Source organism: Allobosea sp. 05T433, assembly GCF_056396065.1.
In genome coordinates this window covers 234,579-253,535 of record NZ_JBFTKS010000007.1, presented here as the reverse complement: position 1 = coordinate 253,535, position 18,957 = coordinate 234,579, and the positions used below count along the sequence as shown (strand labels likewise).

18 protein-coding genes and 1 riboswitch are annotated in these 18,957 nt (G+C 65.8%); of the genes, 14 read left to right on the top strand and 4 right to left on the bottom strand.

Going from position 1 to position 18,957, the window contains the following annotated elements; translation table 11 throughout:
• Window positions 1-150: 150 nt before the first annotated feature.
• Window positions 151-855 carry a glutathione S-transferase N-terminal domain-containing protein gene (locus tag AC1DGP_RS12515; protein WP_441505876.1) on the bottom strand — a complete coding sequence of 235 codons (705 nt, stop codon included), beginning with the start codon at window positions 853-855 and terminating at the stop codon, window positions 151-153.
• A gap of 106 nt (window positions 856-961) precedes the next feature.
• Window positions 962-1,483, bottom strand: coding sequence for a hypothetical protein (locus AC1DGP_RS12510; RefSeq protein WP_441505877.1), 522 nt, complete (start codon window positions 1,481-1,483; stop codon window positions 962-964).
• Window positions 1,484-1,535: 52 nt separating this feature from the next.
• Here AC1DGP_RS12510 and AC1DGP_RS12505 point away from each other — a divergent pair, with 52 nt between their 5' ends.
• From AC1DGP_RS12505 to AC1DGP_RS12440, 14 genes are all read left to right on the top strand, one after another.
• A complete protein-coding gene (locus AC1DGP_RS12505) occupies window positions 1,536-2,288 on the top strand; it encodes a helix-turn-helix domain-containing protein (RefSeq protein WP_441505878.1) in 753 nt (250 codons plus the stop codon).
• A gap of 174 nt (window positions 2,289-2,462) precedes the next feature.
• Window positions 2,463-4,130 (top strand): cytochrome-c oxidase, cbb3-type subunit I, encoded by a 1,668-nt coding sequence (gene ccoN / locus AC1DGP_RS12500; RefSeq protein WP_441505879.1) that lies wholly within the window; start codon window positions 2,463-2,465, stop codon window positions 4,128-4,130.
• 11 nt (window positions 4,131-4,141) lie between these two features.
• Window positions 4,142-4,906, top strand: coding sequence for a cytochrome-c oxidase, cbb3-type subunit II (gene ccoO, locus AC1DGP_RS12495; RefSeq protein WP_441505880.1), 765 nt, complete (start codon window positions 4,142-4,144; stop codon window positions 4,904-4,906).
• Between the two features lie 11 nt (window positions 4,907-4,917).
• Entirely contained in the window at window positions 4,918-5,073 is a 156-nt protein-coding gene (locus AC1DGP_RS12490) for a cbb3-type cytochrome c oxidase subunit 3 (protein WP_043235436.1), read from the top strand.
• A gap of 3 nt (window positions 5,074-5,076) precedes the next feature.
• Window positions 5,077-5,964: a cytochrome-c oxidase, cbb3-type subunit III gene (gene ccoP, locus AC1DGP_RS12485; protein WP_441505881.1), complete on the top strand. Its 888-nt coding sequence runs from the start codon at window positions 5,077-5,079 to the stop codon at window positions 5,962-5,964.
• 1 nt (window position 5,965) lies between these two features.
• Window positions 5,966-7,402 carry a cytochrome c oxidase accessory protein CcoG gene (gene ccoG / locus AC1DGP_RS12480; protein WP_476832193.1) on the top strand — a complete coding sequence of 479 codons (1,437 nt, stop codon included), beginning with the start codon at window positions 5,966-5,968 and terminating at the stop codon, window positions 7,400-7,402.
• Between the two features lie 34 nt (window positions 7,403-7,436).
• A complete protein-coding gene (locus AC1DGP_RS12475) occupies window positions 7,437-7,961 on the top strand; it encodes a FixH family protein (RefSeq protein ID WP_441505883.1) in 525 nt (174 codons plus the stop codon).
• Window positions 7,962-7,966: 5 nt separating this feature from the next.
• Window positions 7,967-10,174, top strand: a complete 2,208-nt coding sequence (locus tag AC1DGP_RS12470) for a heavy metal translocating P-type ATPase (protein ID WP_441505884.1) — start codon at window positions 7,967-7,969, stop codon at window positions 10,172-10,174.
• Window positions 10,171-10,347: a cbb3-type cytochrome oxidase assembly protein CcoS gene (ccoS, locus tag AC1DGP_RS12465; RefSeq protein WP_113515886.1), complete on the top strand. Its 177-nt coding sequence runs from the start codon at window positions 10,171-10,173 to the stop codon at window positions 10,345-10,347. Before AC1DGP_RS12470 ends, ccoS begins: the two co-directional genes overlap by 4 nt.
• 17 nt (window positions 10,348-10,364) lie before the next feature.
• Window positions 10,365-10,565: riboswitch (cobalamin riboswitch) on the top strand.
• A 120-nt stretch (window positions 10,566-10,685) separates the two neighbouring features.
• Entirely contained in the window at window positions 10,686-12,629 is a 1,944-nt protein-coding gene (locus AC1DGP_RS12460) for a TonB-dependent receptor plug domain-containing protein (RefSeq protein WP_441505885.1), read from the top strand.
• 20 nt (window positions 12,630-12,649) lie between these two features.
• Entirely contained in the window at window positions 12,650-13,495 is an 846-nt protein-coding gene (locus AC1DGP_RS12455) for an ABC transporter substrate-binding protein (protein WP_441505886.1), read from the top strand.
• Window positions 13,492-14,517: a FecCD family ABC transporter permease gene (locus tag AC1DGP_RS12450; RefSeq protein WP_476832192.1), complete on the top strand. Its 1,026-nt coding sequence runs from the start codon at window positions 13,492-13,494 to the stop codon at window positions 14,515-14,517. The genes AC1DGP_RS12455 and AC1DGP_RS12450 overlap by 4 nt, the downstream gene beginning before the upstream one ends.
• Window positions 14,517-15,302, top strand: a complete 786-nt coding sequence (locus tag AC1DGP_RS12445) for an ABC transporter ATP-binding protein (protein WP_441505888.1) — start codon at window positions 14,517-14,519, stop codon at window positions 15,300-15,302. The genes AC1DGP_RS12450 and AC1DGP_RS12445 overlap by 1 nt, the downstream gene beginning before the upstream one ends.
• A 1-nt stretch (window position 15,303) precedes the next feature.
• Window positions 15,304-16,344 carry a DUF6925 family protein gene (locus AC1DGP_RS12440; protein ID WP_476824685.1) on the top strand — a complete coding sequence of 347 codons (1,041 nt, stop codon included), beginning with the start codon at window positions 15,304-15,306 and terminating at the stop codon, window positions 16,342-16,344.
• A gap of 211 nt (window positions 16,345-16,555) precedes the next feature.
• On the opposite strand, the gene AC1DGP_RS12435 is transcribed toward AC1DGP_RS12440, so the two are convergent.
• Both AC1DGP_RS12435 and AC1DGP_RS12430 read right to left on the bottom strand, forming a co-directional pair.
• Entirely contained in the window at window positions 16,556-18,031 is a 1,476-nt protein-coding gene (locus AC1DGP_RS12435; protein WP_441505890.1) for an alkaline phosphatase family protein, read from the bottom strand.
• The gene (locus tag AC1DGP_RS12430) at window positions 18,028-18,951 is read right to left on the bottom strand and encodes a sugar phosphate isomerase/epimerase family protein (protein WP_441505891.1); all 924 of its coding nucleotides are present in this window, start codon (window positions 18,949-18,951) and stop codon (window positions 18,028-18,030) included. The genes AC1DGP_RS12435 and AC1DGP_RS12430 overlap by 4 nt, the downstream gene beginning before the upstream one ends.
• Window positions 18,952-18,957: the final 6 nt, after the last annotated feature.

The window sequence follows — 18,957 nt, the reverse complement described above, 5'->3', positions numbered from 1 at the left end:
GTCTTGGCTGAGCGTTTCCTGGTCCGCGCCCATCTCCACATCACCAGGCGAGTGCTCCAAGTCGACATGAGGGAGCCGGCGTAAGATTCAGGGAAATCTGACGAATCAGAGCAGGATGAAGCCGCAGCGATTGCGGCTGCATCGAAGCCCTCAGGGCCGTTTCGGGATCTCGAGTCCGCGCTGAACGGCAGGGCGTGCGAGCCCACGCTCCAGCCAGGCCGGCACATGCTTCAGGCTGGAATAGTCGACGAGTTCGCCCGCACCATAGAATCCAACGAGGTTGCGGACCCACCCCAGCAGGGAGATGTCGGCGATGGTGTAGGCATCACCCATGATCCAGTCGCGACCGGCGAGACGCGTCTCGATCACGCCGAGCAAACGCTTGCTCTCGGCCGCGTAGCGGTCACGCGGACGCTTGTCCTCGTATTCGCGCCCGGCGAACTTATGGAAGAATCCGAGTTGACCGAACATCGGCCCGACCGCAGCCATCTGGAAGAACACCCACTGGATGGTCTCGTAGCGCTCCGCCAGATCGGACGGCAGGAACTTGCCTGCTTTCTCCGCGAGATAGATCAGGATCGCCCCTGACTCGAACAGGCCGATCGGCTTGCCGCCCGGGCCATTGGGATCGATGATCGCGGGGATCTTGCCATTCGGATTGAGGGACAGGAATTCCGCAGTCCAGGTCTCGTTCTGCCCGATATTGATCGTATGCGGCTCATAGGGCAGCCCGGTCTCCTCCAGCATGATCGACACCTTCACGCCATTCGGCGTCGGCAACGAATAGAGCTGGATGCGGTCGGGATGCTGGGCCGGCCAGCGCTGGGTTATCGGGAAGGCAGAAAGATCGGACATCCGGGGCTCCATAGGCTCGAATCAGGCGCCCGGTGAACGGATTCCCGCGGCACTGCGCGACCCTACCCAGATTCCCCTGGTGTCACTGCGACGATTTCGTGAGCTGTTACCAGGTCCGTCCCCGCATCCTGACCCGTTCGAGCGCAAAGCCCCGCTGCTCCATGGCCACCTGGTCCTGCGCCCAGACGGCAGAGGGCTCGAGTTCGAGCGCGATGGCCGGAAGATTGAGCTCTCCGGCGAGAGTATTGGCGAAACGCATCAGGGCATCGATCAGGACGGTCCCGGGCAGGCGCACCGAGGCCAGTTCGGAGACATTGAGCGTCGCCTCCCGGGAAAGCGGCTGGGCGATCTCATAAGCGAAGATCCCGTGGATGCAGCGACGCCGGTCATACAGAGCAATCAGGCCGCGCTCCTGGCCTGTCTCCTTGTCGTAGCGGCGTAAGTAAGCCGCCCAGTCACTGATACTGAGGCCCGGATTCGCCATCGCCATCAATGCATAGGCTGCCTGTGCCTGCTGCGATGTGACGCGTACCGCCTCGAAAATATCTTCCATTACGATTGCCGAACTGCTGAGCGGAGATATGTCAGCAGAGTTGAACACCCAATCGTCTGCATTGATGCAGATCAAGGAGCGCCCTCGCCGTCCCGGCTAGGGTTTGAATGACTGGGAACAAGGTGTGATGCTCCCTTGTTCACGGAGGTACGAACGCGTGGACTGCCAGCAGGCCGCTTGCGGCAACGATTCAAGACGGGACAGCGGATGCCTTGCCTGCAAGGTCCGCCTCGCGAGCGTGTGCGCGTCGCTATCCGTCGAGGAGCTCGAAGAGCTCAACGCTCTCTCCCATCACACCTCGTTCGATGCCAAGGAAACGGTCTTCGTTCAGGACCATCCCGCGCATTCGGTCTACAACATCGTCGAAGGCATGGTGCGGCTCTACAAGCTGCTGCCGGACGGACGCCGACAGATCATCGGCTTTGCGCTGCCGGGCGATTTCCTTGGATTGGCGATGCGCGATGCCTTCGGCTTTTCCGCCGATGCGGTCGACTCGGTCTCGGCCTGCGCCTTCTCGCGTTCGGCCTATGCCTCGCTGGTCAATGCCAAGCCGCATCTGCTGCGTCGCCTGCATGAGTTCGCCACCCATGAACTCACGCTGGCCCAGGAGCAGATGATGCTGCTCGGCCGCCGCAGCGCAGAAGAGCGGGTGATCTGCTTCCTGCTCACCATGCGCGACCGCTGGGCCAAGCTCGGCAAGCCGTCCGTGACCGTGCCGCTGCCGATGAGCCGCCAGGACATCGCTGATTTCCTCGGCCTGACGATCGAAACGGTGAGCCGCACCTTCACCAAGCTCGCCAAGGACAAGACGATCCTGATCGTGCCGGATGGCGTGCGCCTGCTCAACACCGACCATATGGAACTGGTCGCAGCGGCCTGATCGCAGTTCCCGCAGCTTGAAGGGCGCCGGTTGGACGGCGCCCTTGCTGATTCCGCAGCGCAACAAAGGAACCCTCCTCAGGTTGCGTTGATCTGCATCAAGGCCCGTCCCGCTCCGCTTCGCTAACGCTCTCGATTGGCAGCATTGATGCGCTGCAGCAAACGAGGGCTGGCCATGGCGGCGACAGGGTATCCGATCAGGCGCGCGACGACGGGAGAAATGGGAGGCCTCGTATTGGCGGCGGGCTGCGTGTTGCCGCTGCTCATCATCGCCGCCCTGACGCCCGATCCGGCCTATGCCTTCCATATCAGCCTTGCGGCGGTCGCCTCGCTCGTCGCGGTGTTCCTGATCGGCAATCGCTGCTTCAGTCCGGCGCCGAGCCCCGCGCCACAGGAGATCGACGGCAAGCCGAACTACAATATGGACCCGGTCAAGTTCGCGACCGTGGCCGCGATGGTCTGGGGCATCGCCGGGTTCACAGTCGGCCTGATCATCGCGCTTCAGCTCGCCTTCCCCGACCTGAATTTCGACCTGCCATGGACGAATTTCGGCCGGATGCGCCCGCTTCACACCTCGGCGGTGATCTTCGCCTTCGGCGGCAATGTGCTGATCGGCACGTCCTTCTATGTCGTGCAGCGCACCTCGCGTGCGCGTCTGGCCGGTGACATCGCGCCGTGGTTCGTCGTCCTCGGCTACAACTTCTTCATTGTGCTCGCCGGCACCGGCTATCTGCTCGGCATCACTCAGGGCAAGGAATACGCCGAGCCCGAATGGTATGCCGATCTCTGGCTGACCATCGTCTGGGTGGTCTATCTGCTGGTATTCCTCGCGACCTTGGCCAAACGCAAAGAGCCGCACATCTACGTGGCGAACTGGTTCTATCTTGGCTTCATCCTGACCATCGCCGTCCTGCATATCGGCAATAATCTGGCGCTGCCGGTCTCGATCCTCTCACCGAAATCCTATGTCGTCTGGTCCGGCGTCCAGGATGCGATGTTCCAGTGGTGGTACGGCCATAACGCGGTCGGCTTCTTCCTCACCGCCGGCTTCCTCGCGATCATGTACTATTTCGTGCCGAAGCGTGCCGGTCGCCCGGTCTACAGCTACCGTCTCTCGATCATCCATTTCTGGGCGCTGATCTTCCTCTACATCTGGGCCGGGCCGCACCACCTGCACTACACCGCCCTGCCCGACTGGGCGCAGACCCTCGGCATGACCTTCTCGATCATGCTCTGGATGCCCTCCTGGGGCGGCATGATCAACGGGCTGATGACGCTGTCAGGCGCCTGGGACAAGCTGCGCACCGACCCCGTGCTGCGCATGATGGTGGTCTCGCTCGCCTTCTACGGCATGTCGACCTTCGAAGGTCCGCTGATGTCGATCAAGGCAGTGAACTCGCTCTCGCACTACACCGACTGGACGATCGGGCATGTCCACTCCGGCGCGCTTGGCTGGGTCGCCTATATTTCCTTCGGCGCGATCTACTGCCTCGTGCCGTGGCTCTGGAACCGGCGTGAGCTGTATTCGCTGAAGCTCGTCAACTGGCACTTCTGGATCTCGACGCTAGGGATCGTCTTCTACATCTCGGCGATGTGGGTCTCCGGGATCATGCAGGGCCTGATGTGGCGCGCCTACACCTCGCTCGGCTTCCTCGAATACTCCTTCATCGAAACCGTGGCTGCGATGAAGCCCTACTACGTCATCAGGGCGCTCGGTGGCGGGCTCTTCCTGACCGGGGCGCTGATCATGGCCTTCAATCTCTGGATGACGGTCAGGCACGGCACGGTCGACGCCCCGAGCGATGACCATGCACTGCAGCCGCAGCTCGTCCCCGCGCAGTAAGGAACGCTCAGATGTCGAGCATTGAAAACCCGGCTCCGCGCAAGTCGCTCTGGCTCAAGCATAAGATCTTCGAGACCAACTCGATCATCCTGGTGATCGGCGTGCTGCTGGTCATCTCGGTCGGCGGTCTCGTCGAGATCGCGCCGCTCTTCTACCTCCGCAACACGATCGAGAAGGTCGAAGGCATGCGGCCCTATACGCCGCTGGAGCTCGCCGGCCGCGACATCTATGTCCGCGAGGGCTGCTACAACTGCCATAGCCAGATGATCCGGCCGCTGCGCGACGAGATCGAGCGCTATGGACCCTACTCGCTGGCAGCCGAGAGCATGTACGACAAGCCCTTCCAGTGGGGCTCGAAGCGGACCGGTCCGGATCTCGCCCGCGTCGGCGGCAAGTATTCCGACGAATGGCATCTCGGCCACCTCAACCAGCCGCGCGCGCTGGTGCCGCAGTCGATCATGCCGGGCTACCCCTTCCTGGCGAAAACCGAGCTTCGTTTCGGTGACATCGCCGATCACCTGCGCGCCAATCGCGGCGGCGGCGTGCCCTATACCGACGAGATGATCGCGCAAGCCGCGAGCGACCTCGAGGCCCAGGCCACGCCCGACCACCCCAAGGCGGCCGAACTCGAAGCGCGCTACCCCAAGGTCCAGATTCGCGATTTCGACGGCGATCCCAAGCGGGTCACCGAAGCCGATGCGCTGATTGCCTACCTGCAGGTCCTCGGCACGCTCGTCGACTTCAAGCTCTACGACACCAAGGCCAACATCCGTTGAGCGAGGGCACCATGGATTCGACCTACCATTGGCTCGCGGGCTTCGCCCAATCCGCCGGCCTACTCTACTTCGTCGGCACCTTTCTGGCCATTTGCCTCTACGCGCTCTGGCCGAGCAACCGCGCGCGCTTCGACGAGGCCGCCCGCACTCCCCTGCGGGAGGACTGAGCCATGAACAAGCATCACGACCCTGCCTCGGAATTCGATGCCGCCACCGGCCAGTCGACCACCGGTCACGAGTGGGACGGCATCCGCGAGCTCAACACCCCGCTGCCACGCTGGTGGCTCGGCATCTTCTACGCCACGATCATCTGGTCGGTCGGCTACTGGGTCATCTACCCGGCCTGGCCGCTGCTGACCGACGCGACCAGGGGCGTCATCGGCTACGCCTCGCGACAGGAGATCGAGGACGATCTCGCGGTCATGCGCAAGGATCGCGCCGCGCTGGCCAGCGGCCTCGCCGACGCCTCGCTCGAGCAGATCAAGGCCGACCCCGCCCTGTTTCGCGTCGCCATGGCACAGGGCAAGGCCGCCTTCGGCGACAATTGCGCCGCCTGCCACGGCGTCGGCGGCAGCGGCGCCAAGGGCTATCCCAACCTGAATGACGACGAGTGGCTCTGGGGCGGCTCGCTTGCCGCGATTCAGACCACGCTGCAGCACGGCATCCGCGTCGCCGGCAACAACGACACCCGCGTCAGCCAGATGCCGGCCTTCGGGCGCGACGGCATGCTGAAGAGGGACGAGATCAGCGCGGTCGCCAACCATGTGCGCGAACTGGCCGGACTGTCGACTGCCCCCAAGGCTGACCTCGCACTCGGCCGCAAGCTCTTCGCCGATAATTGCGCGGCCTGCCATGGGCCTGCCGGCAAGGGCAATCAAGAGCTCGGCGCGCCGAACCTGACCGACGCCATCTCGCTCTACGGCATGGATCTCGCGTCCCTGACCGAGACCATCACCAACAGCCGCAACGGCGTCATGCCCGCCTGGGGCCAGCGTCTCGACCCGACCACGATCAAGGCGCTGACCGTCTATGTCCACTCGCTCGGCGGAGGCCAATGACATGGCACTCGCGGAAAGCGAAGACGCTCCGCTCTTCGCGCCGTCGAAGAAAGTTTACCCACAGAGCGTGTCGGGCCCGTTCCGGCGCGCCAAGTGGCTCATCCTCGTCCTCTGCCTCGGCATCTACTATCTCCTGCCCTTCCTGCGTTGGGACCGCGGCCCCAACCTGCCGAACCAGGCAGTGCTCGCCGACATCGCCAATAACCGCTTCTATTTCTTCTTCATCGAGATCTGGCCGCAGGAGGTCTACTACTTCACCGGCCTGCTGATCCTGGCCGCCTTCATGCTGTTCCTGATGAATGCCGTCGCTGGCCGGGTCTGGTGCGGCTATCTCTGCCCGCAGACCGTCTGGACCGACCTCTTCCTCGCCGTCGAGCGCGCCTTCGAGGGCGACCGGCGCGAGCGGATGAAGCGCGACGAGGGGCCCTGGACCGCCGACAAACTCGCCCGGAAGACCGGCAAGCACCTGGTCTGGCTCGTGATCGCCTGGTGGACCGGCGGCGCCTGGGTGCTCTATTTCGCGGATGCGCCAACCCTGGTGCGGGAACTCGCGACCTTCACGGCTCCGCTCTCGGCCTATGTCTGGATCGGCATCCTGACCTTCACCACCTATGCGCTCGCCGGGATCATGCGCGAGCAGGTCTGCACCTTCATGTGTCCCTGGCCGCGCATCCAGGCAGCGCTGACCGACGACGACGCCCTCAACGTCACCTATCGCTACGATCGCGGCGATCCGCGCGTCTCGGTCAAGCAGGCCACGCGCCTGCGTGCCGCCAACGAGCCGGCTGGCGATTGCATCGACTGCTACCAGTGCGTCGCGGTCTGCCCGACGGGTATCGACATCCGCGATGGCTCGCAGATGGACTGCATCCAGTGCGGCCTGTGCATGGATGCCTGCGATACGGTCATGCTCAAGATCAACCGCCCGGCCGGGTTGATCGCCTATGACACCGACGACAACGTCAAGCGGCGTATCGCTGGCCAGAAGCCGGTCTATCGCCTGATCCGCGCCCGCACCCTGATCTACACCGCGCTGATCGGGCTCGTCGGCGGAGCCATGATCTACCAGCTCGCAACCCGCAGCACGGCGGGAATCTCCGTGCTGCACGAGCGCACCCCGCTCTTCGTGACGCTCAGCGACGGCTCGATCCGCAACGCCTACACCATCCGCCTGCTGAACAAACGCCCGGATTCCCGTCCCTTCGCGCTCACCGTCTCCGGCCTGCCCGGTATCCGGGTCGAGACCGTCGGAACCCAGGCGACGGCCGATCTTCGCCCGATCATCACGGTCGACCCCGATTCCTCGCGCGAGATCCGCGCGCTGGTGACAGTGCCGGCCGGCATTCCTCTCGACAAATCCCAGACGATCACCTTCACCGCATCCGACCTGTTCGCCGGAGAGGTCGTGACCGCCGGGGATCATTTCATCGCTCCCTAGAGAACGCATCATGACCTGTTGCGGAGGCTTCATCATGCCGATCGATTTTCCAGCCCCACCGGCGCCAACTCGGCGCCGGCCCTTCGAGCTCAGCGGGCGTGCCGTGCTCTTCGGCATGATCGGCTTCTTCATCGTGGTCGCGGGCGTCAATGGCGTGATGATGGTCTCGGCCATCCGGACGATGCCCGGCGCCGATGTGAAGAGCGCCTACGAGACCAGCCAGCGCTTCAACGGCGAGATCGCGCGCATGCAGGCCCAGGCCGCACGCGGCTGGCTGGCCCAGAGCGAGGTCGTGCGTGCCGGCGCCGACGCGGTCGTTTCGCTCTTGCTGAAGGACAAGGCGGGCGCAGCTGTCACAGGGCTCGCAGTCGAGGCGAAGCTCCAGCACCCGGCGACGCGGCAGCAGGACCGCGAGGTGACGCTGACCGAAACTGCCCCGGGCCACTATTCCGCGACGGTGCCGGGGCTGCATGCCGGCGCCTGGACCCTGGTGGTCGAGGCAAAGCGCGATCGGGACCCGGCCTTCTCCTCCCGCAGCCGCATGATGCTGAAGGAGTGAGGCTCATGGCCGCGCAGCAGGATCTCTCCGTCTTCATCCGCCATCGCGAAAGCGGCGTCGCGGGCATGGAACTCGCGGTGGAGAACATCCGCTGCGCCGGCTGCATGCACGCGATCGAGAACGGCCTTGCCCATGAGACCGGTATCCTCAGCGCCCGGGTCAATCTCGCGCTGAAGCGCGTCACGGTGGAATGGACGGAAGGCGTACTGCGCCCAGAGGCCGTGATCGAGCGCCTCTCCCGGCTCGGCTTCAAGGCCTACCCTTTCCTGCCCGCCTCCGGCCGTGAGGACGACACAAGCGAGGAAAGGCGGCTGCTGCGCTATCTCGGCGTCGCCGGCTTCGCCTCGATGAACATCATGCTGCTCTCCGTCTCGGTCTGGTCGGGCAATAGCAGCGACATCAATCCGGTCACGCGCGACTTCTTTCACTGGCTCTCGGCGCTGATTGCCCTGCCAACCGCCGCCTATGCCGGCCGCCCCTTCTTCGAGAGTGCGCTCCGGGCTCTGCGCGCCCGCGCCGTCAACATGGACGTGCCGATCACGCTCGGCATCGTGCTCGCGCTCGGCATGTCGGTGGTGGTGACCTGGAACCACGCCGAGCATGCCTATTTCGACGGCGCGGTGATGCTGATCTTCTTCCTGCTGATCGGGCGCTATCTCGACCAGCTGATGCGCCGCCGCACGCGCGACCTCGCTGGCAATCTTGCCGCGTTGAAGGCCGAAACCGCGACCCGGCTGATGCCGAATGGCGAGGCGATGGTGACGCCGATCGCGGCCATCGTGCCCGGCGACCGCGTCCTGATCCAGCCGGGCGAGCGCGTCAGTGTCGATGGCATCATCGAGACCGGCTCCTCCGAAATCGACCAGAGCCTCGTCACCGGTGAAACCCTGCCGCATGCCGTCATGGCCGGCGCGCAGGTCTATGCCGGCACCGTGAACCTCTCCGGGGCCCTGACCGTCAAGGTCGAAGCCGCAGCCAGCGGCACCCTGCTCGACGAGATCGATGCCCTGATGGCGCGCGCGGTCGAAAGCCGCTCCCGCTATGTCAAGCTTTCCGATCGGGCGGCAAGGGTCTACGCCCCTCTCGTCCACGCCACGGCGCTCGCGACCCTGCTGGGCTGGATGGCCTTCGGCCTGCCCTGGCCCGAAGCACTGATCATCGCCATCACCGTCCTGATCATCACCTGCCCCTGCGCGCTGGGGCTGGCGATTCCGGCCGTGCAGGTCGTTGCTGCGTCTGCCCTGTTCAAGCGCAAGGTCATGCTGAAACAGGGCGATGCGCTGGAGCGCCTGGCCGAAGCCGATGTCGCTGTCTTCGACAAGACCGGCACCCTCACCCTGCCGGACCCCGATCTGGTCAATGGCGCTGAGATCGATACCGCAACCTTGCAGGCGGCGGGCAGGCTGGCAGCCGCGAGCCGCCACCCTCTCGCCCGCGCCATCGCCCGTGCCGCCGGCCATCCTGCTCCTGCGAGCGATGTCAGCGAAAATCACGGCGCAGGCCTGAGCGCGATTGTGGATGGGATCGAGACCCGTCTCGGCAGCGTCGCTTATTGCGAGGCCGGGGCGGAAGCCGCCATCGTCGCCGCGCGCCATCCCTCAGCCTCCCTGATCGCCTGGCGCCATGGCACTGAATGCGCCATCTTCGCGGTCGATCAGAAGATCCGGCCGGAGGCGCGCGACTGTATCGCCGCGCTACGCGGTCTCGGCCTCGAGATCCGCATTCTCTCCGGCGACCGAAGCGAAGCTGTCGCGCCGGTCGCCTCGGCCCTCGGTATCACGGAGGCCGAAGCCGGCCTGCGTCCCGACGAGAAGCTCAAGGCGCTCGACCGGCTCAGCGCCAAGGGGCGCAAGGTGCTGATGATCGGCGACGGGCTCAACGACGCTCCGGCCCTTGCCAAGGCCCATGTTTCGATCTCGCCGATCAGCGCGACCGACCTGGCGCAGGCCTCGGCCGACATTGTCTTCATCGGCGACAGCTTGATGCCGGTCGCCGACAGCCTGCGCATCGCCCGCAGGGCGCGCAACCTCATGCTGGAAAACCTCTGGTTTGCGGTGCTGTACAATGCCGTCGCGGTGCCGATTGCCGTCGCGGGCTTCGCGACGCCGCTCGTCGCAGCCGTCGCGATGTCGGGCTCGTCACTGGTGGTCACGCTCAACGCGCTGCGCGCGGGACGCGGCCTGCCGCGGCAGAATACGGGAGTGGCGTCATGAATATCCTGGTGATCCTGTTCCCCCTGGCACTCGGTCTCGGACTGCTGGGGTTGGCGGCCTTCTTCTGGTGCATGCGCACCGGCCAGTTCAGCGATCTCGAGGGACCGAGCTGGCGCATTTTGAGGGATGACGACCTGCGTTCGCCTGGGGACACCCGCACCAACGATCATTGACGCAGCGGCCGTTCCGGCCTTACCTCGCCAGCGACGGTTCCCTTAGGGGATCAAAAGGGAATGCGGTGCGGATGGTTCGCCATTCAATGCCGTGGCTGCCCCCGCAACTGTAAGCGGCGAGCCTTTCGCCACACGCCACTGGGGCCCTCGGACCTGGGAAGGCGGCGACAAGGCACCGACCCGCGAGCCAGGAGACCTGCCGTCAGCCGTGGTCACACGCGAACACGTTCGGACGGGGTGTTTCGATCGCTTGTTGAACTGCACGCTGGCTAAGGGCAGCGGACGGGGCCTCGCGTTCGCGGTGACGTGCCACAGACGTCAACGCCCGAGGTTCCATCGTGATCCGTCCTCCCAAGGTTGCCCGGCGCAGCCGGCTGCTCATCACCCTGTCGCTCCTTGTCTCCGCCGGCTCCCTCCCCGCCAACCAGGCATCCGCCCAGTCAGCCACCGAATCGATTGCCCTCGACGAAATCGTCGTCAGCGCGACGACGCGACCCACGCCAGCGCGCGAGATCGCCAATTCCGTGACCGTCATCACTGCCGGTGATATCGAGCGCGAGCAGCGCCGGACCCTGCCGCAGGCGCTCGCCGCCGTTCCCGGCCTCAATATCGTGCAGACCGGCGGGCCGGGCGGGCTGACCTCGGTCTTCATCCGCGGCACCAACTCCAACCACGTCAAGGTATTGATCGACGGCATCGAGGCCAACGACCCGTCGACCCCGAACCGCTCCTTCGATTTCGGCTCGATGCTGACCGACGACATCGAGCGCATCGAAGTGCTACGCGGACCGCAAAGCGGCCTCTACGGCGCCAACGCGCTGGGCGGCGTCATCTCGATCACCACCAAGCGTGGCGAGGGTCCGCCGAAGCTCACGGCCCGAGCCGAGGCCGGCTCATACGGCACCTTCAACCAGTCGGTCGGCCTCAGCGGCGGCGATGACCGCTTCAACTACGCCCTCAGCATCGCCCATTTCAAATCGGATTCGACCCCGGTGACGCCTCCCGGGCTCGTGCCGTCGGGGCGCCGCGTCAACCCGAATTCCTACGACAATTGGACCTATTCGGCCCGGTTCGGCGTCGCGCTGTCCGATACGCTGTCGCTGAACTGGGTCGGCCGCTACACTGACGGCTACCTGCTCTTCACCGGCGATTCCGGCTTTCCGAGCACGCCCAGCAGCTTCCGCAGCAGCCAGGACTACAAGCAGGCCTTCACCCGCGGAGAGGTCGTCTGGGATCCGCTTGGTGGGCGCTTCGTCAATCGCTTCGGCCTGTCCTACAGCAATCAGGACCGCACCGGCCGCACGCCGAATGCGATTGGTATCCTCGGCCTGCCGACGGAGAATCTCGGCGAGCGCACCAAGGTCGACTGGCGCGGCGACCTTGAGCTGATGAAGGGGCAGACCCTGGTGATGGGTCTGCAATACGAGCGCGAACGGCTGGAAACCCGCGCGCTCACGGCATCCAACGGCAATACGGGCGCCTTTGCCGAACTCCAGTCGAATTTCGGCGACCGGCTCTTCATGGTCTCGAACATCCGCTACGACGATGACGAGACCTTTGGCGGCCACACGACCTACCGCTTCGCGCCAGCCTATATCGTGCCGGAAATCGAAACCAAGCTGAAGGGGAGCTATGGCACGGGGTTCAAGGCCCCGACCCTGAGCGAGCGTTTCAGCGATTCTCGCCCGGCCTTCAACTTCTTCGGCAATCCCAACCTGAAGCCGGAAGAAAGCCGCGGCTGGGATCTTGGCTTCGAGCAGCCTCTCCTCGATGACAAGGTCCGGTTCGGCGCCACCTATTTCCACAACGACATCGAGAACCTGATCGTCACCAACGTGGCGCGGAACTCCTATGCCAATATCGGCAAGGCCACGACCAAGGGGGTGGAGGCCTTTACCGCGCTCGAAATCTCGCCGCAGTTCAAGGTGCGGGCCGACTACACCTTCACCATCGCCAAGGACGACATCGCCCGGCAGGAACTGCTGCGCCGTCCCCGTCACAAGGCCAGCGTGACGGCGAGCTGGACCCCGGTTGACAAGCTCACCCTTTCGGCGACGCTGATCTATGTGGGTGAGCGCGTCGACGGAAACCGTGACTTCTCGATCTCGCGCATGCGGGCGCCGGGTGCGGCCATCGTCAATCTCGCCGCCGAGTACAAGGCGACGGACAGGCTCAGTGTCTTCGGCCGCATCGATAACCTGCTGGACAAGCGCTACGAGAACCCCGTCGGCTTCCTGGTGCCGGGTCTGAGCGCCTATGGCGGCCTGAAGGTAACGCTGTGAAGCCTTGGGCGGCCCGCGCGATGACTCGCGGCGCCGTTCTGGCGCTTGGCCTCTTGCTCGGTTTCGGCGGCCTGACGGCCGCCGAAACGCCGGCCAAGCCATCCCGCATCGTCTCGCTCAACATGTGCTCGGACGAACTGGTGCTGCGGCTCGCCGAGCGCGAGCGCATCGCCTCGGTCACCTGGCTCTCGCAGGACCCGCGCAACGCCAACATGGCCGAGATTGCCAAGACCATCCCGGCCAATCACGGTCTGGTGGAGGAGGTGCTGAGTTACAAGCCCGATCTGATCATCGCTGGCGCCTACACGACGCGCAGCACGGTCGCGCTGCTGAAGAAGGCCGGTGTTCCCGTCCGCGAATTCGGGGTGCCGCGCAATCTCGCTGAAATGCGTGCCCAGATCGCCGAGATGGCGGCCCTGCTCGGCGAGCCAGAACGCGGCGCGGCCCTGATCGCAGCGATCGACCGGCGCCTCGACACGCTCGCCGCCAACCAAAGCGCGGGCCATCCCAGGGCGCTGGTCCTGCGGCCGAACGGGTTCACGGTCGGGCGCGGCTCGCTGGTGGACGAGATCCTGACCCGCGCCGGCCTGACCAATCTCGCCGCCGAACTCGGCATCGACAATTACGGCCAGATCGCGCTGGAGACCGTCGCGCTCGGACAGGCCGACATGCTGATCCTCAACACCACGCCGGGCGGGCCGCCCTCGCTCGCCCATGAGATCCTTCATCATCCGCTCCTGACGAAGCTCGGCGAGCGGGTCAGGCTCGTCGCCCTCCCCTCGAAACTCTGGACCTGCGCCGGACCGGCCGTGCTCGATGCGATCGAGCTGCTTGCCGCCTCCCGTACGCAAGGATCGCGCTCATGACATTGGCGGTTCAGGAAACGGTACGAGCGACGACGCCGAAGCTGGCGCGGCTCATTGTCATGCTGGCCCTATTGATGCTGGCCATGATGCTCGTTTCCATGGCGGTGGGGTATGCCCCACTCGACATCAAGGCGGCCCTCGCCGACGCCCTCGCCGGACGGAAGACCCTGCCGGCGCTCGTCCTTGTCGAGCTGCGCTTGCCGCGCGCGCTGCTGGGCGCGCTCGTCGGTTTCAGTCTCGGGCTTGCCGGCGCCGCCATGCAGGGCCTGCTGCGCAATACGCTTGCCGAACCCGGAATCCTCGGAATTTCAAGCGCCGCCGCCTTCGGCGCGGTCGTGGTCTTCTACAGCGGCTTGTCGGCGACGATGGCGCTCGCCCTCCCCTTGGGCGGCATGGCCGGCGCCGCACTGGCAACGCTTCTGCTCTACGCCTTCATGGGGCGCGGCGCCGGAACGATGACGTTGATCCTCGCGGGCGTTGCGATCAACAGCTTCGCCGGTGCGATGACCGCGCTTGCGCTCAACCTCGCGCCAAATCCCTACGCCGCGCTGGAAATCGTATTCTGGCTGATGGGTTCGCTCGCGGATCGCAGCCTGCTCCATGTCTGGCTCGTGCTGCCGCCGATGCTCCTCGGCTGGCTGCTGCTGCTTTCGACCGCACCTGCCCTCGACGCTCTCACCCTGGGCGAGGACACGGCCAAGAGTCTCGGCTTCGACCTGACCTGGCTGCGCGCCCGACTAATCGGCGGAGCTGCACTCGCCGTCGGCAGCGCGGTCGCGGTCACCGGCGCGATCGGCTTCGTCGGCCTCGTCGTGCCGCATCTGTTGCGCCCGCTGGTCGGCAACCGACCGGGCCGGCTGCTGCTCGTCAGCGGTTTTGGCGGAGCGATCCTGACGCTCGCAGCCGATACCGCTCTGCGCCTCGCCCCGATCCGGCCCGAGCTGAAGCTCGGTGTGGTCACGGCGCTGATCGGAGCCCCCTTCCTGTTCCACCTGATCCATCGCCTGCGGCGGGAGGTCTGATGAAGATCGAAGCCTCGGGAGTTTCGCTCACGCTCGGCGGGAAGCCGATCCTGCGCGACATCGATATCGCGCTTTCGGCAGGCGAAATGGTCGGGCTGATCGGCCCCAACGGTGCTGGCAAGACGACCTTGCTGCGCGTGCTCTCCGACCTGGTCACGCCCGATTCCGGCCAGGTGCGCTACGACGGGCTGACCGCCAAGTCGCTCGGGCGCAAGGAATTGGCGCGGCGCATCGCCTTCCTTGCGCAGGGCGGCGCGGTACACTGGTCGATGCGCGCGGAGGCCCTCGTTGGGCTTGGGCGGCTGCCGCATCGCCAGCCCTTTGCCGGCGAGAACGAGGCCGATCGCGCCGCAATCACGCGCGCCATCGCAGCGGCCGACGCCACGGCGTTCGCCGACAGGACAGTCGAGACGCTCTCGGGCGGCGAGCGCATGCGCGTGCTGCTGGCGCGTGCGCTCGCCGTCGAGGCGCCGATCCTGCTCGCCGACGAACCTCTCGCGGCGCTCGACCCGCTACACCAGCTCGAGGTCATGGAGCTTCTGCACCGGACGGCTGCCGGCGGCACCGGGGTAGCGGTCATCCTGCATGATCTGACGCTGGCCGCGCGTTTCTGCGATCGCCTGATCCTGCTCGATCGCGGCAGGCTCATTGCCGATGGCTCGCCCGGAATCGTCCTCAACGACGCCAACCTTGCTGCCGTCTTCGGCATTACCGCGGCCCGCGGTTCGGAAGCCGGCGCACCCTACCTGCTGCCTTGGCGGCGCCTTACATCGGAACAGTCGTGACATGACAGCCCCTGACGACATTCGTGCGCTCCTGCGCGCTCATCTCGCCGATCCAGCCTCGCAATGGAATCTCGGCACCTTTGGCGCCATCGCCGAGTTCATGCGCGATTCGAACGAACCCGTTCAGCTGACTGATAAGACTCATCTCCTTGCGGCCACGACTGCGCGCGGCGGCATTGGCTTTCGCAATCTGACCGGCGTGACGCCCTTCGCATCGGAATCCGCGACCGGCCAGGGCTGGAGCCACCGCCTCGCGCTCTGCCTGCCCGAGACCGCCTGCGCGATGAGCCGGCGCACGGTTCTGACCGAGCTCGGCCCCGACGGCGACGCGCTGCGCGAGCAGGATCGCGAGGGCCTTCTCTTCGACATGGGCCTCGATACCCTGCAGGTCGACATCTGCATCCGAACCAGCACCCCGGGGCTGATCGCAGCCTTGCGCGCCGCATGCGGCCGCCCGCTTTTCGAGGCCGGCAACACCACCATGGCCGCCATCGTCGCAGCCGGGCCGCATCGCGTCTTCATCACCCGTTTCGGCCGTTGTGAAGTCTACCAGCCAATCCCCCCGGCAGACGGCAAGAGCCCCGAGGGGCCGCATACCCATGTCCTGCCCAAGCTGATGCGCTCCGGCCGGACGCATGCCGCCACCGAGCTCGTACCGGCAGGCCTCGTGCCCTGTGCTCATCTCGTGCCGGCGCATCCGGTCAAGGATGCGATGGGCCGGCCGACACCGTTCTATGCGACGGCCCAGAAGCAGTTCCAGGACCTGCTGATGCGCTATGGCGATGTCGAACTGGTCCGGTTGAAGGAGAGCGTGCTCGCGGCCATTGCCGCAGGAGCCGCCCCCTCCACCGTTCCCGCCCCACAGGATCGGTTTGCGCGTCACGCCGTGCGGGCGACATTGCGCCAACTCGCGGCGTCCGGCGAGCGCCTGCCCGGGCTCTCCGCCTGGATCTCCGCTCATGATGAGCGGCGTGTGGATGATGCTGGGGCGGATGATCCTGGCGCGGACGACGCCGCCGATGCCTATGGCCATGCGAACTGAGGGGCCGAAGCATCCCTCAGCCGGGCGCCCCCTCGGCCCCAATCTCCTGGTCGCTCCGGTGCGGGAGGAGAGTGAGACGGAGCGCGAACTCTAGCTGCCCGCTCATCCCGGTGGCTGGGATGACCGGCACGACGGCAAGCATGTCGAAGGGGCCGGGCGCCTCGCTTCGATGCGCTTCGGACAGGAGCGGAACGTGCTCCCGCCCCCGAGGTCAGCCTCGCGCGCCGGAGAGGATGATGCGCGATCCCTCGCGGTCGACGCGTTCGAGGCGCTGACGGAACCCGCCGGTGCCGGTCTCGAACGAACGGGTCCGCTGCTCCGTCGCCGGCTGCGCCAGATTCCGGCCCAGCATCGTCTGAGCCGGTGAAAGGCCGAGCAGGCCGAGCACGGTGGGGCCGATATCGATGATGCCGCAGGCGCGGTCATCCTTCGTCCCGGACTCAAAGCCGCCACCGCGGACGGCCAGGACGGTGTTGAGTTCGTGCCGGTTGAGCCCGCCATGCATGCCGCCGCCAACCGGCACATCGAACTTGGTCAGGAGCCCGAGCCCGGGATTGCCATAGCTGTCGGGCTCGTCGCCGGAGCGCAGGACATAGATGAGATCGGGCTGGCGCGCGTGATCGAGATCGACCAGCGAGAGCGCAAAACTTCCCTCGACCTCGCCCTCGACCTCGTTGCGGGCCTTCGCGAAGAGCATGCCCAGGAAGTCCTGCTCCCGGAGCCAGGCGGCAATCGCGTCGCGCCGGGCCGCTCCTCCCTCGAGGATGCGGATTTCCCCCATATTGCCGCCCGTCATCGAGAAGCAGGCGCCGGCCAGCGTGCGCTCGGCGGCACGGCGACCGGCATGGCCTTGCCCACGCAGCAACTCGGAGAGAGCGAGCTCGCCCTTGGTCGAGATCTGGCCGTGATCCGAGGCCGCGACGACGGCATAGCGCTCGGCATCGGGCTGCCCCTCGATCCATTCAAGCAGCCTGCCGAAGGCGGCATCGACATGTCTGAGTACCGCAAGCGTCTCGGGCGAGCCGAGAAAGCGGTAATGGAAGGAGGTGTCGGGCTCATTGAACCAGATCAGCGCGACGTCGGGCTTCATCTCGGCCAGCACATGCTCGCGCAGCACCCGTTCCGCGTAATCGATTTCCTCGAAGCGGGGCAGGCTGCGCGGCGGCAGCGCCCCGAAGCGCGCGACGACTTCGTCCACCGCGTCCGGCGTCTGGCTGTGCTCGCGCCCGAGGATCGAGAAGGTCCAGTGGCCGTTGGCCCTGGCACGCGGATTGATCAGATAGGCAGAGCCGGCCGAACCGGTATGGACCACGGCGAGCCGTTTGCCGGCCTTCGCCAGCACATCGCCGAAGCTCTCGGCCTCGACCAGGCCTCCACCGGTCGCAGCCTCCGCCAGTGCGATATCGTCGGCGCGGCTCATGTCGAGCGCGTGCTCGCGGGTCACCTCAGGGAACAGGAAGGCGTTGCCGACGACGCCGTGCACCTTTGGCGGCGCACCCGTTGCGATCGACGTGGTGGCCACGCGCGTCATCGACGGAAAGACGCTGCGCGCCTCGCGGAACCAGGTGCCCTGCCCTGTGAAACGCGCCAGGTTCGGCATCAGCTCGGGCGTGATGAAGTCCGGGCGCAGGCCATCGAAGACGCCGATGACGACGCGGGCGGCTGCAGCCTTGGCGGGTTTGCTCATGCGCTCTTCCTCAGGCCGCTGGTCAGCGCCTGCATCGCAAGCGCCCGTGTTGCAGCCACGCACTCATCGGCGGCGTACCAGAAACGCGGATTGAGCTCGATGTTGAAGAGGACACCGTCCGGGAAGACACAGGCCTCCATGAGCTCCTGCCAGGGAATGTCGCCCCAGCCGACCGGCAGATGCAGGTCGCCGTGTCCGAAGGCAAGCTTCTCGCTCAGGCTGTAGGTCTCGATCGCATCAGCCCGGCCGAAGGAATCGTGCACATGCAGATGCTTGGCGAGAGGGGCAAGCGCCTTGATCTCGCTGAGATAGTCGCCGCCGAAATAGCCTGTGCGCAGGTAGGAATGGCTGAAATCGAGCGTCGCCCAGACATGGGAGTGGCCGATCTCGACGAGTTCCTCGGCGAGCCGCGACGGCATCGAGGCGTGCATCCTGCCGTGGTGGCCACCGAACATGGTCTCGACGCAAAGCAGGAGCTCGAGCTCGCGCGCCACATCCCCGGCCCTCGACAGCCATTCGCGCTGGCGGTCATAGGCAGCCTCGACCACCTCGCCGGGCTGGGCCGGCATGACCCCGGAATGCATGACGTAATGCACGGCGCCGACCTCGGCCGCGATCTCCAGCGAGGCTTTCAGCACCTCGAAATGGCGCGGCAGGCGGGCCGGATCATCGAAGAAATTGATCGCCAGCGGACCATGCGCGGAATAGGCGAGCTTGCGCCCGGCACAGGCTCGCTTGAGCAGATCGAGATGCGGACGGCGGATGCGCCCCCCGATGATCAGGTCCATGTCGAAGATCGGCAATTCCGTGGACTCGACCCCGAGCGTCTCGACCTTGTCGAGGATCGCCGCGAAATCGGAGAGGTCGCTCTTGGGGCGCGGAGCCGTGATGCCGAAACCGCGGACGCCATTGGGATGCATGTTGTC

What these genes read in the sequence shown, in the direction of transcription:
- ccoO (WP_441505880.1), top strand. Translation starts at nt 4,142, where the DNA reads ATGTCGAGCATTGAAAACCCGGCTCCGCGCAAGTCGCTCTGGCTCAAG.
- ccoP (WP_441505881.1), top strand. Translation starts at nt 5,077, where the DNA reads ATGAACAAGCATCACGACCCTGCCTCGGAATTCGATGCCGCCACCGGC.
- AC1DGP_RS12455 (WP_441505886.1), top strand. Translation starts at nt 12,650, where the DNA reads ATGACTCGCGGCGCCGTTCTGGCGCTTGGCCTCTTGCTCGGTTTCGGC.
- AC1DGP_RS12470 (WP_441505884.1), top strand. Translation starts at nt 7,967, where the DNA reads ATGGCCGCGCAGCAGGATCTCTCCGTCTTCATCCGCCATCGCGAAAGC.
- AC1DGP_RS12435 (WP_441505890.1), bottom strand. Translation starts at nt 18,031, where the DNA reads ATGAGCAAACCCGCCAAGGCTGCAGCCGCCCGCGTCGTCATCGGCGTC.
- AC1DGP_RS12445 (WP_441505888.1), top strand. Translation starts at nt 14,517, where the DNA reads ATGAAGATCGAAGCCTCGGGAGTTTCGCTCACGCTCGGCGGGAAGCCG.
- AC1DGP_RS12440 (WP_476824685.1), top strand. Translation starts at nt 15,304, where the DNA reads ATGACAGCCCCTGACGACATTCGTGCGCTCCTGCGCGCTCATCTCGCC.
- ccoG (WP_476832193.1), top strand. Translation starts at nt 5,966, where the DNA reads ATGGCACTCGCGGAAAGCGAAGACGCTCCGCTCTTCGCGCCGTCGAAG.
- AC1DGP_RS12490 (WP_043235436.1), top strand. Translation starts at nt 4,918, where the DNA reads ATGGATTCGACCTACCATTGGCTCGCGGGCTTCGCCCAATCCGCCGGC.
- AC1DGP_RS12515 (WP_441505876.1), bottom strand. Translation starts at nt 855, where the DNA reads ATGTCCGATCTTTCTGCCTTCCCGATAACCCAGCGCTGGCCGGCCCAG.
- AC1DGP_RS12450 (WP_476832192.1), top strand. Translation starts at nt 13,492, where the DNA reads ATGACATTGGCGGTTCAGGAAACGGTACGAGCGACGACGCCGAAGCTG.
- AC1DGP_RS12505 (WP_441505878.1), top strand. Translation starts at nt 1,536, where the DNA reads ATGCTCCCTTGTTCACGGAGGTACGAACGCGTGGACTGCCAGCAGGCC.
- ccoN (WP_441505879.1), top strand. Translation starts at nt 2,463, where the DNA reads ATGGCGGCGACAGGGTATCCGATCAGGCGCGCGACGACGGGAGAAATG.
- ccoS (WP_113515886.1), top strand. Translation starts at nt 10,171, where the DNA reads ATGAATATCCTGGTGATCCTGTTCCCCCTGGCACTCGGTCTCGGACTG.
- AC1DGP_RS12475 (WP_441505883.1), top strand. Translation starts at nt 7,437, where the DNA reads ATGCCGATCGATTTTCCAGCCCCACCGGCGCCAACTCGGCGCCGGCCC.
- AC1DGP_RS12430 (WP_441505891.1), bottom strand. Translation starts at nt 18,951, where the DNA reads ATGCATCCCAATGGCGTCCGCGGTTTCGGCATCACGGCTCCGCGCCCC.